A 15,496-nucleotide genomic window follows, 5' to 3' on the forward strand; every position below is an offset into this window, starting at 1 on the left:
CCGGGTCACCCGACCCGGCCGGGTTCGCTTCAGGACAGGGGCCGGGCCGCCCAGTGGTTCGAGTCGGTCGGCCAGCCCTGGGACGGTGCCTGCTGCTTGAGCACGCTCCGCTCGGCCGTGCCCACGGCGCAGCGTGTGCCGTGCGGCGGCACCTTCAGCGAGATCAGGTACTCGTCGAAGATGTCGGTCTGGCACTTGTCCTTGCCGTAGATGCGGTGCCCCCAGCCCTCGTACGTGAGCAGCACCGCCTTGGACCCGAGCTGACGGGCCGCGTTGGCGGACCAGATCCACGGGGTGGCCGGGTCGTGCAGGGAGTTCCCGAGCAGCAGCGGCGCCTCACCCGTGTAGCGCAGCGCGTGCGGGGTGTTGGTGGTCGGGTAGTTCATGCAGATAGGCAGGTCGTCGATCGGGTACGGGTGGTACCGGGTGTCGGGCGCGAGCTGGTTGGAGACGCGCATGAGCGCGGCGTACTCCGCGTAGCTCCGCAACTGGAGGTTGTAGTCCTGGCAGAGCACCGCGGTCGGGAGGTACGCGACCTCACCCTCCACGGGCTGCCGGCCGGGCAGCGGCGGCACCCACTCGGGCGTCGGCCCACCGTCCAACCAGTTGATCACCTCGCTGAGCAGCCGCCAGGCCGGTCCCTCGGTGCCCAGCGCGGCGTTGTGGATGACCTGCGACTCGGTCATCGTCTGGCCCGTGCTCGGGTACTTCAGCTCACCGCGCAGCGCCTTCTCCCGCAGGCCCTTCCAGATCGCCCGGACGTCGCGGCCGTGCAGGACGCAACTGGTGTCCTGCTCGCACCAGCCGACGAACTGGTCGAAGGCGTCCTCGATGGCCATCGCCTCGGTGGCCAGGAAGCCCGCGACACCGAGGCTGTGGTCCATGTTGCTGTCGAGCCCGAGCGCCCGGACGCGGCCGGGGAACAGCTCGGCGTACATCTGGCCGATCAGCGTGCCGTACGAGATGCCGTAGTAGGTGAGCTTCTCCTCACCCAGGGCGGCGCGCAGCGCGTCCAGGTCCCGGGCGACGTCGACGGAGTCGACGTGGTCGTACAGCGGGCCGGTGCGCGCGCGGCAGTCGGCGTGCAGCTCCTTGGTGAACGCGTTCCAGGCGTCGAAGTCGGCCTGGCTCTTCATGACGGTCTGCGGCATCCGGTTGTACACCGACGCCGAGCAGATCACCGGGTTGCTGCGCCCCACGCCCCGGGGGTCGAACCCGACGATGTCGAACCGCCGCTGCAGCTCCTCGGTGTACGACCCCGGGGCGCCGTACACGGCTTCCACGCCGGACCCGCCCGGACCGCCGGGGTTGATCACCAGCGAACCGATGCGCGCGGCCGGATCCGTGGCCTTCCGCCGCGCGACGGCGATGTCCACCTTCGCCCCGTCCGGCTTCGACCAGTCGACGGGCACGCTCAGCTTGCCGCACTCGGCGGCGGGCTCCTCCTCACAAGGCGTCCACGTGATGGTTCGGGACGTCACGACCTCGGTGTCCGCAACAGCCGCCGAGGCCGGGATGACCGTCGCCATGGCCAGCAGGGCGGCGAACCAAGAGGTTCTTCGCACGATGCTCCACTCTCTAGTCGATCTTCTGTCAGAGCGTGTGACCGTAGCAGATCGCCATATTTCGGAAGGCAGAAACGGGGATAAAAGACGGCATTATCCCCGAGTGAGTGCTTGCTGCCGCGAGTCCCGCCCGGCCCTGAGCCGCCGCGCCGGGCCCGGGTGAATCGCCGCGCTTGACCGCCACGATCGGCTGATCTTCACCAACGACGTCGACGGGAACCTGTGCACCAAGCAGGACGATCTCGCCTGCCGTGGGTGACTGGCGGGTCGTCGCGGCTCACGCCGGCATCGTGCCCCGCAGCCGTAGCCGCCCGGCGACATCATCGGGGCGAGCCACCGTTCACCGGCGGCAGGAGTCTGTTCCGGTGACGGCCAAGGTGTAGGCCTTCTGGACGAGGGCGGACAGGAGGCCCTGATCGTCGGCCTGGTTGACCGTGGTGACCAGGGACACCTTCGTGCCAGGGGAGTAGCCCATGATCGTGCCCCAGAAGCCCGGGTGGTACCAGAGGGCCGTCTTGCCGGACCCGAGCCGCTGGATGCCGAGGCCGTACGCCTCCTCGCCGCTCTGCGGGGTCGGGGTGAGCATCGTCCGCAGAGTGCCGGGCTTGGTGAAGACCTTGCCCTCGAACAGGGCGCGGACGAAGGCGGTCAGGTCGCCTGCCGTCGTCACCAGCCCGCCGCCGCCGTGCGTGTCGAAGCTGGGGTTCCAGCCACGGGTGTCCACGGTGCCGCGGTAGGCGTGGGCGACGGGTTTCGCGACCCGCGGCCGATCCTTCCCCTCCAGGTAGGTGTGCTCCAGCTTGAGCGGGTCGAGGATGAGCGTGCGATAAGCCTGGGCGAGCCGCTGGCCGGCGACCTTCTCGATCACCTTCGCTGCCAGGACGTACCCGGTGTCGGAGTAGTGGTAGCCCTTGCCTGCGGGGAAGTACGGCTTGCCGTGGTCGAGCGCCCAGCCGACGAGCTGGCCCGCGGTCCAGGTCCGTCGCGGATGAGAGCCGACGGCGGCCTGCCAGTCCGGGTCGGTGGCGTAGTCGTACAGGCCGGCGGTGTGGTCCAGGAGCTGACGGATCGTGATCTTCGGGCTGTAGCTCCTGGTCAGCCGCCTCACGAGCTTCGGGTCGAGATACTGCTGCACGCGCTGGTCCAGGCGGAGCTTGCCGCGCTCGGCGAGCTTGAGTACGGCGACCGCCGTGAAAGTCTTGCTGACGCTGGCCGTGCGGAAGGCGTCGGTCGGGCGCAGATCGCGGCCGTTGAGGGCGAACTGGCCCGCGGCTCCCGTGTAGTCGCCCCGGGGACCGCGGACCTGGAGGATGGCCCCCGGGACGGGCGGTTTGGCGGTTTGGGCGAGCAGGCAGTCGAACCCGGTTTCCGCAGCCTGGACGGGGCCGGCGGTGAGGGTGGCCATGCAGGCCACGGCGAGGAGCGTGCTAAGGACGCGGCGCAACGGGAGTCTCCGATCGGTCGATGCGTTTGCGGTGGAGCAGGCCGCGGACCGCGTAGGCGGCCAGCGTGACAGCGATGGATCCGGCGACGACGGCGACCATGGGCGCGGCGCCGGGGGAGAGGGTGACGGCCAGCAGTACGGAAAGAAGCAGCGCGACCACCGCGGACCCGAGCCACGGATGGCCCCACATGCGCACGGGGGCGGCCTCGGTGCGGGAGCGAAGCCGGAGCTGGCTGACGGCGACGAAGATGTACAGGACCAGCGTGAGCAGGCCGGAGCAGTTCATGAGGAGCGTGAAGATCTGTTCGGGGGCGATCAAGCTCGCCCCGATGATCAGGGCCAGCGCGCCACCGCTGCCGGTGATGACGGCCCGAGAGGGCACCCCCGAGGCGGTCCGCCTGGCGAGGGCGGCAGGAGCGTCGCCGCGCTCGGCGAGCGACATGAGCATTCGCGAAGCGCCGTAGAGCCCGGCGTTGAGGATCGACAGGACTGCCACCAGCACGATCACGTTCATCACCGTGGCCGCGCCCGGGATGCCGAGTCGCTCGATCGCCACCGCGAACGGGCTGGCCGTACCGTCCACCGGGATCTGCTCCCACGGGACGACGGCGACGATCAGCAGCACAGAGCCGACGTAGAAGATCAGCACCCGCCAGACGACGCGGATCGTCGCACGGGCGACCTCACGCGCGGGTTCCGCCGACTCGGCCGCCGCGATGGTGACGATCTCCGCCCCGAAGTAGGAGAACAGCACGGTGACGAGCGCGATGACCACGGCGCCCCAGCCATTCGGCGCGAACCCGCCGTGCTCGGTCAGCGCCGACAACCCCACTCCGCCGCTCGGCCACAGGCCCGTGACGTACAGCAGGCCGACGGCCAGGAAACCGACGACGAACGCGACCTTCGCCGAAGCCAGCCAGAACTCGGTCTCGCCGAACAGCCGCACCGAGACCAGGTTGGCCACGGTCAGCGCCACCAGCAGGGCCGGTGCGCCCGCCCACACGGGTACGCCGAGCAGCTTCGCGCCCGCGACCGCCTCGAAGGCGACGACCGCGACGGTGAAGTACCAGTAGCTCCAGCCGACGAGGAACCCCGCCCACCTGCCCAGAGCCAGCTCCGCGTAGCGCGAGAACGAGCCGCTGTCCGGGTGGGCGGAGGCCAGTTCACCGAGCATCCGCATGACCAGGACGACGAGCAGTCCGCCCACGGCGTAGGCGACGACGGCGGCAGGGCCCGCCGAGCCGATCACGGCGCCACTGGAGACGAACAGGCCGGCGCCGATCACGCCGCCTAACCCGATCATGGTCATGTGCCGCCCGCTCAGGGCGCGGCGCAGGGGAGTTTCAGAGTGGGACATCAGGATCTCCTACCGGCCGTGAAACTCGGGATCACGCTTCTCGGCGAAGGCGAGCAGGCCCTCGCCCAGGTCTTGGCCGCGCAGGCAGGAGAGGGAGCCCTCGACCTCCAGGTCGAGCACCTCCTCAAGGCCAAGTTCCCAGGTCCTGCGCAGATGCCGTTTGATGAGCCTTACCGGCAGCGGGGCGGCTCTCCCGATCCGCTCCGCCAGGCCGAGCGTCGTCGCCATCAACTCCGCGGCGGGTACGGCCCTGCTGACGAGCCCGGCCACGAGCGCCTGCTCGGCGCCGATCCGGTCGCCCGACAGCAGCAGGTCGGCCGCCCTGCCGTGGCCGACCAGCCGCGGCAGGAAATACAGCACGCCGTTGGTCGGGTAGAGCCCCCGGCGCGCCTCCAGGAACGCGAACTCGGCGTCCATGGCGGCGATCCGCAGGTCGGAGGCGATCGCCAGCTCGGCGCCGACGCCCACCGCGATCCCGTTCACCGCGGCGATGACCGTCTTCCGGTAGCTCACCAGCCGCCTGGTGACGTCCTGCAGGCCCTCAAGCCTGCGACGCATGTCCTGCTCCGTCACGCCGGACATGTGCTCGCGGGTCTCGGAGAGGTCGATGCCGGCGGAGAAGGCCCGGCCGTTTCCGGTGAGCACGACCACACGGACGGCCTCGTCACGCTCGGCCTCGTCCAGAGCCGTCGCGAGCTCGGCGAAGGTCCGGTCCCTGAAGGCGTTCAGCACCTCGGGACGGTCGAAGGTGATCACGGCAGCGGTTCCGTGCCGGCGCACCACAATGTCGTTCACTTGTCCTCCGCGTCGTACTCGTCCCGCCTGCCGGTGGGCAGCAGGTGCTTGGCGACCCGCTCGGACGGCGTCATCGGTAACTCGGCGACGAACTCGATGTATCGCGGCACCTTGAACGCCGCGAGCCGTTCTCGGACGAAGGCCACCAGTTCCTCCGGCGGTACGGCGCGGCTCACCTGGACGAACGCCTTGACCTCCTCGCCGCGCAACTCGTCGGGGATCGGCACCACCGCTGCCGCGCGAACCGCCGGGTGCCGGGCGAGCACCGTCTCCACCTCCGCCGCGGCGATGTTCTCGCCACTGCGCCTGATCATGTCTTTGCGCCGCCCCGCGAGGTGGAGGTGACCCCGCTCGTCCTGCCAGGCCAGGTCGCCGGTGTGCAGCCAGCGGTTTCTGATCTTTTCGGCGGTGGCCTCGGGAGCGTTCCAGTAGCCGAGCATCATCGGTTCGCCCCGGACGAGCAGCTCGCCGTCGACGATCTTGACCTCCTTGCCGCGCACGGGCAGGCCGACCGAGCCGCTCCCGACGCATCCGGCGTCTTCGCGCGGGACCGCCAGATCGACGCCGGTCTCGGTCGATCCGTAGGCCTCACGCCACGGAGCTCCCCACCGTTCCTCCAGTACGGCATGCAGCCCGGGATCGATCCCCGAGCACAGCACCAGCCGGACGTCGTGCGTTCGATCCAGCGGATCCTCTGGCTGTTTGAGCAGGTAGACCGGCATCGTGCCGAGCAGGTAGAAGAACGTCACCCGGTGCTCACGCACGGACCGCCAGAACGTCGTGGCGGAGAAGCGCGGCAGGATCACCAGGGGAATGCCGGTCATGAGGCACAGCACGGTGTTCCACTGCGGATCCATGTAGGAGAACGGCTGCGCGGTGAGATCGACGTCGCCTTCGCGGGTCCCCGCCACCGCCGCAGCCAGCTCGGCCAGCCGCAGCCAGTAGCCGTGGGTCAGCATGCACCCCTTGGGGAAGCCGGTGGTCCCCGACGTGTACTGCAGGTTGACCAGGTCATCTGGCCCCACGTCCGCCATCTCGAACGGCTCCGCTGCCGGGTCCTGCGACGTGGCACTCGCGTCGAAGACGCCGCGAACCTGGCAGCGCGCTCGGCCCGCGTCGGCGTGATCGAGCAGGCCGACCTCGATGCCCGTCTCGATCAGCGCCTCGGCCGCCTCGGCGTTTCCCGCCAACGCCAGCGACGCGCCGGAGTCATTGATCACGTGGGCGAGGTCTGCCCGGCGATAGGCGATGTTCACCGGAACCATGACCGCGCCGAGCTTGGCGAGCGCGAGCCAGGCCACCGGGAAGCCGATCCCGTTGGGCATCATCACGGCCACCCGGTCTCCAGGGGCCACGCCGCGCTCGCGAAGGAGGGCCGCCAGCCGGTCCGTCCGCCGGTCGACCTCGGCGACTGTGGTGGTGACCCCCTCGAACACGAACAGCGGCAAGTCTCCCGCCGCCGCGGCGCGCCGCCGCAGCAGATCTCCCAGGCTGCGGAAGCTCACGGCAGGCGCCTGGTCGCCAGGTCGAACATGGAGACCAGCTCGGCCGCGCATTCGGCGAGATCGACCGACTCCTCGTCGAAGACCCACTGCAGCATGACGCCGTCGATGGCGCCCTGAATCGTGGCCGCGACGGTGGCGGGGGTGAACTCCCTGAAGTCGCCCTCCTCCTGGCCTCTGCGCAGGATTCCCGCCAGGTGCCGCCGGCACGGGTCGTACGCGGTGGCGTTGAAGGCGCGCTTGGCCTCGACCGTGCCGAAACTTCCCCAGATGTCGATCATCGCCGCGAAGTTCGCTCTGTGCTCGGCCATGAACGCGAAGCTCGCCTCGATGTAGGCGCGAAGCTTGTCGGGCCCGCCTTCCACGCGATCCACCCAGGCCTTGATGAACCGGTTCGACTCTGCCAGCAGGGTGCTGATCACCTCCGTGATCAGCTCGTCCTTGCCGGCGAAGTGGTAGGAGATCACGCTCTTGCTGATCCCCACCTCGTCCGCGATGCGGGCCAAGGACGCCTGGGCCAGGCCTCGGGCGGCGATCGTGGTGATCGCACTCTGGACGATCTGCCGTCGCCGCACTTCCTCGATAAAGGACCGCTTCGGTCGGCCCGATGGCGCGTTTTTCGGCTGCATGGACGAAATTTAGGCCGTATGGTCGAAAAGTGGCAAGTGGCCAGCGACGATGCTCGGGTTTTCCCTACCGCCGGCCGCGACAGAACGGAGCAGACACGTGGACGACGAGATCAGGGGCCTCCTGCGTGACCGTGAACTGGAGGTGCTGGCGCTCATGGCGGAGGGGTGGTCGAACGCCGAGATCGCCGCGCGCCTCCACCTGACCGACGGCGCGGTCGAGAAGCACGTGACCAGTGTCTTCGCCAAGCTCGGGCTCAAGTCCGCGCCTGGTGCGAACCGCCGGGTCCTCGCTGTCCTGCGCTACCTCGGCATCAGCTCACGGTGAGGACCCCGGGTCGCTGTGCCGCCGCGGGTGGGCGGCCATGGCTTCGTCGAGCGAGGCAAGGGCCGACGGCTTGGCCTTCAGGACAGCCGACCTGATCTCCGCTCAGAAAGCGCGCCCGGCAGCCCGCACCCTCCGAGCCATCACCAGGTTCCTCATCGCCTTGGTGACCCAGTTCGCTGCTCGTCTCGATGACATCAGGGGCCTGCAGGGCGTCGGCTTGCGAGCGCAGGAAGTCGGTCTGCGAGGTGTAAGCCCGCTCGGGCGCCGGATCAACACCTGCCTGTTTGAGGATCGCTCAGACCGTGAGCGGGCGCCTATGTCGCCATCGCGGTGCACCGTGGGGCGACGTCCTACCCCCCGCCATCACGCCCATCGGGCCGCCCGCCCACCGTCGCGCCGAGGCCGCGCCCTCTCGCCGGCCGCAACATCGCGCCGACGGTCGCTGGCGTCCTGTCCTCGGGGGACTTCATCAGCAGCAGATGCCGGGCGTCACGGGACGTCGGCGAACAGCGTTACGGCGCGACCACTGACCACCCGCTCGCCCAAACGCGAGACATGCGGCTCGCTTCTCAACTGGTGAGTAGAGTGACGAATCGCCATGTAGGCAGGATGAGCGCCGCCAGGAGCCACCAAAATACGATGCGGCGGTTGAGGAGCCATTGGAAGGCGAGGATGGCCAGGAGCCCCGCCACCGCAGACGCCACGAGGCCGGGGATCGCGGCCACTGCCCTGTCCCAGCCCGGTGGGGCCGAACTGGCTTCAGCCCACCCAGCGAAGATCACTGACCAGTAGCCGAAGAACAGCAGCGCGGCCATAGCCAGGACGACGGTCACGATGCGCGATGCCATGTTGCTCTCCTCATAGGGGCCCAGGGAGTTTTCCCCGGGCCCCCGCGATGTGACGAGGCTTCACCTGTTCCTGGCTGGGCCGGGAACAGGGTTACTTGACGTACTGGTAGCGCCAGGTCCCGCAGCCCGGATAGAGGGATACGAGGCAGTAGGGGTTCTTCGCCTTGTGGGGGAAGAGCCTGCTGACAGTGCGGCTACCGTCCGACCAGATGTTCTGACGGTACATTTCGTGCGTCGGTATCTTGTCGTGGTTGCCGTAGACCCAGTGCTTGCCGCTTGCGTAGAGGTCTCGCGACCTACCGGGGCTCGGGCGAGCGGGGCACGCCGATGTTCGCGAGGGACGGTGACCTGCCCTCCCTGGTCTTCGACACCCCCGTGGACGAGATCGAGCTGGCCGGCACGGTCGTCCACTACCTGACACCCGGGTTGCGCTTCCGGAGCGGCCTCCAGATCGGTGGCCTCCACCTTCTCGACGGCGGCCAGCCGGTACGGCGGGGCCACACCCGGCAGGTCTGGAACAGCGCGGTCATCGGGCCGTCGTTCCTGCTGCCGAGCGGCGTCAGAACCGGCGACGAGCTGGTGTTCGCCGCGACGGGGATGTTCGCCGACGGGCAGCCCGGGCGAACGGGCTCGGACCTCGACGCGACGGGCACCGCCGCCCTCAGCCGAGACGGTGAGGAGATCGCCCGGACGGGCCTGTCTTCGTGCGACGTCCTCGCGTCCTCGCCGTGCGAGTTGCGCGCCGCGCTGCCCGCCGGGTCAGGCGCGTACACGCTGACCGCGTCGCTGAGCCGTACGTCCCAGACGTTGTCGACCGGAGTAACGTCGGCGTGGACCTTCCGCTCCACGACCGGGCAGGGGGCGCTCCCGCTCATGGCCGTCCGGTACCGCCCTGACGGGCTCGACCGCTCCAACCGCGCCGCGTGACGCGCCTGCCGTTGTGGGTCGAGCGCAACCCCGGCTCCGGGCAGGGGCGGGTCACCGCGATCCGCGTGGAGATGTCCGCTGACGACGGCGCCACCTGGGATCCGGTCCCGACCGCCCGGACCGGCGCGGAGTGGACCGCGGTGCTGCTCAACCCTGCGAGGGCGGGTTCGTGTCCCTGCGCGCGACGGTCACCGATGACGCGGGCAACGGGCTGGTCCAGGCGATCACCCGGGCATACGCCGTCGGCTGACCCCTCATTGATATAGGTGTTGGCTTATATAAGCAAAAGCCGGTATAGTCGCCGGCGTGCACGCCTTCGACATCCTCGGTGACCCCGTGCGCCGGCGCATTCTGGAACTGCTCGCCGACGGCGAGCAGACCTCCGGGGCGATCACGGAGATCATCCGGGCAGAGTTCGCCATCTCCCAGCCGGCTGTCTCCCAGCATCTGCGCGTGCTGCGAGACAGCGGCTTCGCCTCGGTGCGAGCCGAGGGCACCCGCCGGTTCTACGCCGTCGAGCCCGAGCCGCTGACCGAGATCGACGCGTGGCTGGACCGGTTCCGCCGGTTCTGGGAGCAGCGCCTCGACGCCCTGGGAACCGAGCTGGCCCGGGGCAGGCGTGCAGGTGGCGGCGGGCGAGACCGAAGCGCGACTGAAGGAGACAGGCCATGAAAGATGTTCTCGACGAACTGGCTGCCGTGCGCCGGACGATGGGCACCGGCAGCGTCCCCGCCGGGGAGGCGTACACCGTCGAGCTGCGACGCCGGTACGACGCGGAGATCGACGACGTCTGGGACGCCATCACCGACCCTGAGCGGCTGCGGCGCTGGTTCCGGCCGGTCACCGGGGACCTCCGGCTCGGCGGGCAGTTCGCCCTGGACGGGGGAGAGCACGGCGAGATCCTCCGGTGCGAGCCGCCGCGGCTGCTCAAGGTGTCCTGGCTCTACGGGCCGGACGCCGACGCCTGGCCCGGCACCAGCGAGGTGGAAGTCCGCCTGGCCGCGGGCCCGGCCGGCGACACCGAGTTCGAGCTGATCCACGCGGCGGTCGTGGGGGAGCCCATGTTCCCCATCTACGGCCCCGGCGCCGGAGGGGTGGGCTGGGACCTGGCCCTCCTCGCCCTGAGCCGGCTCCTGTCCGGCGGCGAGATCACCGGCCACGAGGAGTTCGAGAAGTCGCCCGAAGGACGCGAGTTCGCCCGCTGCAGCGCCGCGGCCTGGGGTCAGGCCCACCTGGCCGCTGGCGGCGAACCGGACCACGTGGCGGCCGCGGTCGAGGCGACGACCAAGTTCTACGTGCCCGACTCGGGCGACACCCCATGAAGTACACGATCGCCCTGCTCCGGGAGACGGTGGCCCAGCAGAGGTTCGAGGGACGCGATCACAAGTCAGATGCAAGTCCGATCATCTAGCTTCGCCCTGACTCGTCAGGAGGGGCTGCGGAAGTGGATCACAGCAGGGAGCCGGAAGCGCGCTGGCTGACGTGGGACGAAGCCGGGGAGGCGATGCTCGACCTGCGCAGGCGCGTGTTCCTGGGCGAGATGAACTGGCCCGAGAAGAGAATCCATCGCGACCGGGACCCGGAAGGGCTCCACCTCTGCGCCGTGTCCGGGGGAGAGATCGTCGCGGCGATCTCCGCCTACGTCTACGAGCCGGGCGCTCCCGAGCTGGCCGCCCTGGAGCTGGCGGCCACCGACGGGCCGTCCGTGGCCATCGGCATGCGGGTGGAACTCCCGGAATACCGCGGTCGCCTGGTCACCGCGCAGATCGGCACCTCCATGCTGCGCCAGATCTGCGAGGTGCTGTTACCGTCGCGCTTCTTCGTCTACGTCCACGCCGATTCGCTCCTGCACCTCGTCGACCGGTACGCGAGAAGGAACTTCACCTACCACGCCCAGGTCGGCTCGGGACCGGACACGGTGGTGGTGATGAAGGTCGAGGGCGAGGAGGAACTGGAGGAGTTCTATCTGAAGCACCGGGACCTCACCAGGAAGTACGCCGCCGAGGGCGGTATTCCGGTGCCCTCGCTGGCCCGCTTTCTCGCCGAGCAGAAGAGGGAGGACCTCTTCGCGGCGTCCGGCCTCGGAGCGGAGAACCACTACCTGGGCCAGTTCCGCCTCGACACGGAGGCGCCCCGCCTGGCTTCCCAGGGGCGGCTGATCCTCGGCGAGCAGCGGCAGCGCCTGACGATGACGCCCTTCCCGCCGGCGCCCGCGTCGCTCCTGGACCTCGGCAGCGGGCCGGGGGACTATCTGGCCGCGGTCGCCGGGGAGCCGCCCTTCGCCGGTTATCGGGTGCGCGGCATCGAGCCCGCTCCCGAACTGCTCGCCAGGGCCCGATCGGTCTACCCGGACGTCGACATCCGCCCAGGCACCGCGTACGCCACGGGGGAGCCGGACTCGTCGCAGGACGTGGTGACCGCGAACTTCGTCTTCGTCCATCTCCGCAGCCCTGATCTGGCGCTGCTCGAGATCCGCCGCATCCTCCGCCCCGGCGGGCTGCTGTACGTCGTGGACGTCAACGACGCCACCCTCGTCGGCCCCGAGATCATCCAGCGGATGATGGAGACCTACAACCGCAGGTACGCCGGCGACCGGCTGCTGCTGAACGACCTGCCGGCGCGGGCCGAGGAGTTCGGCTTCGAACTCGTCCGGCGTTTCTCGACGACGCTGCGGGACGGCGCGGACGGCCCACCCGTCTTCGGCGAGGACGAGATCCGGCTGGGGAAGGCGGACGCGTGGAGCCTGCTCTCCTTCGTCCGCACACAGAGCGGTTGCGAGGAGATCTTCGACGCAGCGCGGGACCACTTCTTCGCCGCGCCCGACGGCCGGATCAGCCTGAGCTTCGAGACCCACGTCTACCGCCTCAGGCCCTGAGCCCTCGGGCTTCCCGGAGGGCGGAAACGGCGCTGATCGTTATCCTGGGGGCGTGAGCTCTCGTGATGATCTCCACTCGGCCGACACCCGAGTCTCCGTCGTCTCGGCAGCTCGCGCTCAGGGATTGGCACCCGTGGCAGACATCCGAGCTGCCGACACGCAGATCTCCGGTTTCTCGCCGGTCAGAGAGCCGGCCGTTCCTCCGCCGGCGACGGGTCGGCCGGCCGTACGGTGTGGCCGAGAGACCATGATCGCGGGTGTCCTCCTCGGCCGTGCTCCTCGCACGCTGAGCTCCCACCGTGCGAAGGCCTGGGCCACCAGCATGTTGCGGACGCGGTTGTTGCCCTGGACGGAGATCGAAGAGGACGGCTGGCACACCACCAGCGACCTGCTCGTCCAGCAGTACGCTCTCTTCCCCGACCGCGACTGGATCCTGCTGGGCGAGGTCGTCCGGACGCCCCGGCCGCCTGCGGCCACGGACGCCTACATGCTGGCCTGGGCTGAGGAGGCGCTCGGTTTGGCCGATCCTCCGGCGTGGCTGCCCGGACCGGAACATGACGGCACGTGGTACGCGGCCCTGCCTGACCGGCATCCCCAGGAGTAGGCTCCCTCGACCGTCGGCGTCCGGCGAAGCAGGGCCACGCCGGCAGGACAACGATGGCGCCGGTCGTCTAGATCAGCCAGCTCGGCCAGGGCTCGCCCGGTCGTGCTCGGAGGGGTCCCGCAGGAGGGCGATCACCGGGCTCCGGCCATCGCATCACGGCCTCGGTGACGGCTGAGCTCAAGCCTGATGACGATGGGTCGCACACGAAGGCCTGGCTGAACGGAGCGACGTGGGTGTCGCCGGCGGCGATGGGTGACGGCCAGGCCGTGCTCGACTGAGCGACGCGGGGTGAGCAAATGGCCATAGAAGAGTCGAGGTCCCCCATAGCCCGGCATGTCAGCAAGCGAGACGTGTCAGCCCGGGGTTAGCCAAGAAGGGATCACCTGGACAGAACAAGGCGAGGTCAACGACGATGATGGTTCGTACGGCACTGCTGGCGGTCCTCGGACAGACGCTGGTCCTGACCGCCCCGAGCGAAGCGGCCACCGGCCAGCCGCAGGGGTGCGGCTTCGGCACCGCAGGCCCGAGCGCCTCGACGATCTGCTGGCTGGACATGTCGGGACTCGATCAGGCTCTGGCGCGGACGCCGGCCGGGCAGCCGATGACGGTCCGCCTCACCGACGCCTACTCGATCTCCTTCCGGGTGCGGATCAGCCCCGGCGCCGACGGCAGCCGCGACCTGTCGGCGGTGCCGTTCCCCACCTACGCCGAGACGCCGATCGGCAACACGGCCTACGTGGGCACGCCGGGTTCTCCGGCGCTCTACCAGGAGCTGGGCGCCGCGGGCGGCGACCAGGGCACCGTCTCGCTCAAGGACATCGTGGTGACCGGCCCCGACGGGGCGCCGCTCGACGGTTACGGGCTGGTCGTGGCCGACGCCGAGACGACCCACCGCGACGAGGCGCTGGAGTTCTTCTCCGACAAGCCGTTGCAGCAGCTGGCCCAGGTGGTCCCGCCCGGCTACGCGCGGCCGTGCGAGGGCGGCCTGGCCGGCCTCGGGAGCACGGCGGTCAGGTGCGTCGGCGCGGGCGCGGGCCCGCACGGCGACCTGGTCGCCTACGCGCTGGCCCCGTCCCGGATGACCGCGCACTTCGTCAACCGCAACCCGCGCACCCGGCAGGGCGTCGCCTTCGGGGTCCTGGTGTCGAAGGTCGCCCTCACCAAGCACGTCGCCGGCCGCGTCGACTCCGATGACTCCTTCGCCGTCCGGATCCGCGACAACGCGGGCAACGTCGTCGCCTCGGCCGCCACCGGCACCGCCTCCAAGGCCGCGACCGGGTCGCACAGCGTGCTGGCCGGCCTGCCGTACCTGCCGTATGTCTTCGAGGAGGCGCCCGGAGCCGGCACGAACCTGGCCGACTACACCGTCAAGTGGGCGTGCACCGACCGGGGCAAGCCGGTCCGGGCGACAGGTGACGACCGGAGCAGGACCGTGCCGGTGACGGTCGGCGCCGACGTGCACTGCGTGGTCACCAACAGCGCGCCCGCGCCGCGGGTGAAGGTGAGCAAGTCGGTGAACACCACGGTGGCCCGGCCGGGCCAGAAGGTCACCTACACCTTCCGGGTCGCCAACATCGGCAAGAGCGTGGCCACCGGCATCAGCGCCGTCGACCGGCTCGCCGACCGGCTGCGCCTGGCCCGCTACAACGACGACGCGCACGCGAACACCGGTACGGTGACCCGCACCGGCGAGCAGCTCGTCTGGCAGGGCGCGCTCCAGCCCGGACAGGTGGCCGTCGTCACCTACTCCATGACCGTGCGCAGGCCTCTCCCCGCCGGCGGCCCGCACCGCCTGCGCAACCTCGTCACCGTGACCGCGCCCGGCTCCAACTGCGTGGCCGGATCCGCCGACCAGCGCTGCCGTGACACGACGACGACCAAGACGTTCAGGGCCGGCAAGGGCGTGAAGGGCGTGAAGTGATCGCCGGTCCAGCGCTCGTCCTGCGCCTGGTGACCGCCGCGGCCGTGGCGGTCACCGTGACCGCCTCGGCCGGTACGGCTGCCGCGTCCGGCCGGGGCGGTGCGCCGGTGGAGATCCGCCCCGGCGACCGCGGGGAGCAGGTCGCCGGCCTGCAACGGGTGTTGCGCCGCCACCGGTACTACTTCGGTCCGGTGAACGGCCTCTACACCGAGGACCTGATCCCGGCGGTGTGGGCCTTCCAGCACGTCAACGGCATCGAGCCGGCCGCGACGATCCGCGAGGACACCCTGCGCGCGCTGGACCGTCCGCGGCGCCCGCCCCGCATCACCGGCCACCGCGGCAAGCGGGTCGAGGTCGACCTCAGCCGCCGGCTGCTGGTCATCCACCAGCGGGGAGTCGTGCTGGTCAGCCACATCTCCACCGGATCGGGGAGGCGCTACTGCGTCGACGGCGAGTGCGAGCGGGCCCGCACCCCGCCCGGCGACTTCCGCGTCCACCGCCGCGTGAACGGCTGGCACCGCAGCTCGCTGGGCAGCATGTACCGGCCCCTGTACTTCCACGCCGGCTACGCCATCCACGGCTCCTTCGAGGTGCCTCGCCGGCCGGACTCGCACGGCTGCGTGCGGGTCCCCATGGCGCTGAGCGACCGCATCTTCCGGATCGTGCGCAACGGCTGGCCCGTCTACATCCGCCGCTAGTACCGC

General features: G+C 70.1%; 14 protein-coding genes and 1 pseudogene. 8 read left to right on the forward strand and 7 right to left on the reverse strand.

The features are described from left to right. Nucleotides 1-29: 29 nt before the first annotated feature. The 6 genes from AB0I67_RS21585 to AB0I67_RS21610 form a co-directional block, all read right to left on the reverse strand. A complete protein-coding gene (locus AB0I67_RS21585) occupies nt 30-1,565 on the reverse strand; it encodes an alpha/beta fold hydrolase (protein WP_357926240.1) in 1,536 nt (511 codons plus the stop codon). Nucleotides 1,566-1,905: 340 nt separating this feature from the next. After that, complete coding sequence (locus AB0I67_RS21590; RefSeq protein ID WP_357926243.1) at nt 1,906-3,009, reverse strand: serine hydrolase domain-containing protein; 1,104 nt, start codon at nt 3,007-3,009, stop codon at nt 1,906-1,908. Beyond that, a complete protein-coding gene (locus AB0I67_RS21595) occupies nt 2,993-4,366 on the reverse strand; it encodes an amino acid permease (RefSeq protein WP_357926246.1) in 1,374 nt (457 codons plus the stop codon). Before AB0I67_RS21595 ends, AB0I67_RS21590 begins: the two co-directional genes overlap by 17 nt. Before the next feature lie 9 nt (nt 4,367-4,375). Continuing rightward, complete coding sequence (locus AB0I67_RS21600; protein ID WP_357926249.1) at nt 4,376-5,161, reverse strand: enoyl-CoA hydratase-related protein; 786 nt, start codon at nt 5,159-5,161, stop codon at nt 4,376-4,378. Beyond that, nucleotides 5,158-6,666 carry an AMP-binding protein gene (locus tag AB0I67_RS21605; RefSeq protein WP_357926251.1) on the reverse strand — a complete coding sequence of 503 codons (1,509 nt, stop codon included), beginning with the start codon at nt 6,664-6,666 and terminating at the stop codon, nt 5,158-5,160. The genes AB0I67_RS21600 and AB0I67_RS21605 overlap by 4 nt, the downstream gene beginning before the upstream one ends. After that, a complete protein-coding gene (locus AB0I67_RS21610) occupies nt 6,663-7,238 on the reverse strand; it encodes a TetR family transcriptional regulator C-terminal domain-containing protein (protein ID WP_357926254.1) in 576 nt (191 codons plus the stop codon). Before AB0I67_RS21610 ends, AB0I67_RS21605 begins: the two co-directional genes overlap by 4 nt. Nucleotides 7,239-7,422: 184 nt before the next feature. On the opposite strand from AB0I67_RS21610, the pseudogene AB0I67_RS21615 reads away from it, so the two are divergent. Next, a pseudogene (locus AB0I67_RS21615) lies at nt 7,423-7,617 on the forward strand (helix-turn-helix transcriptional regulator); the annotation flags it as partial. 569 nt (nt 7,618-8,186) lie between these two features. Here AB0I67_RS21615 and AB0I67_RS21620 read toward each other — a convergent pair. After that, entirely contained in the window at nt 8,187-8,465 is a 279-nt protein-coding gene (locus AB0I67_RS21620; RefSeq protein WP_357926257.1) for a hypothetical protein, read from the reverse strand. A 276-nt stretch (nt 8,466-8,741) separates the two neighbouring features. Here AB0I67_RS21620 and AB0I67_RS21625 point away from each other — a divergent pair, with 276 nt between their 5' ends. From AB0I67_RS21625 to AB0I67_RS21655, 7 genes are all read left to right on the forward strand, one after another. Next, nucleotides 8,742-9,392, forward strand: coding sequence for a hypothetical protein (locus AB0I67_RS21625; protein ID WP_357926260.1), 651 nt, complete (start codon nt 8,742-8,744; stop codon nt 9,390-9,392). A 306-nt stretch (nt 9,393-9,698) separates the two neighbouring features. Beyond that, on the forward strand, nt 9,699-10,064 hold the full coding sequence (locus AB0I67_RS21630; protein ID WP_357926263.1) for a metalloregulator ArsR/SmtB family transcription factor: 366 nt from the start codon (nt 9,699-9,701) through the stop codon (nt 10,062-10,064). Further along, nucleotides 10,061-10,714 (forward strand): SRPBCC domain-containing protein, encoded by a 654-nt coding sequence (locus AB0I67_RS21635; RefSeq protein ID WP_357926264.1) that lies wholly within the window; start codon nt 10,061-10,063, stop codon nt 10,712-10,714. Before AB0I67_RS21630 ends, AB0I67_RS21635 begins: the two co-directional genes overlap by 4 nt. Before the next feature lie 122 nt (nt 10,715-10,836). After that, nucleotides 10,837-12,267 carry a class I SAM-dependent methyltransferase gene (locus AB0I67_RS21640; RefSeq protein ID WP_357926267.1) on the forward strand — a complete coding sequence of 477 codons (1,431 nt, stop codon included), beginning with the start codon at nt 10,837-10,839 and terminating at the stop codon, nt 12,265-12,267. A gap of 247 nt (nt 12,268-12,514) precedes the next feature. Further along, a complete protein-coding gene (locus AB0I67_RS21645; RefSeq protein ID WP_357926270.1) occupies nt 12,515-12,871 on the forward strand; it encodes a hypothetical protein in 357 nt (118 codons plus the stop codon). 412 nt (nt 12,872-13,283) lie between these two features. Beyond that, entirely contained in the window at nt 13,284-14,792 is a 1,509-nt protein-coding gene (locus AB0I67_RS21650) for a CshA/CshB family fibrillar adhesin-related protein (protein WP_357926273.1), read from the forward strand. Continuing rightward, nucleotides 14,789-15,490, forward strand: coding sequence for a L,D-transpeptidase family protein (locus AB0I67_RS21655; RefSeq protein ID WP_357926276.1), 702 nt, complete (start codon nt 14,789-14,791; stop codon nt 15,488-15,490). The genes AB0I67_RS21650 and AB0I67_RS21655 overlap by 4 nt, the downstream gene beginning before the upstream one ends. Nucleotides 15,491-15,496: the final 6 nt, after the last annotated feature.

Source organism: Nonomuraea sp. NPDC050310 (genome assembly GCF_040655795.1).
GTDB lineage: Bacteria > Actinomycetota > Actinomycetes > Streptosporangiales > Streptosporangiaceae > Nonomuraea.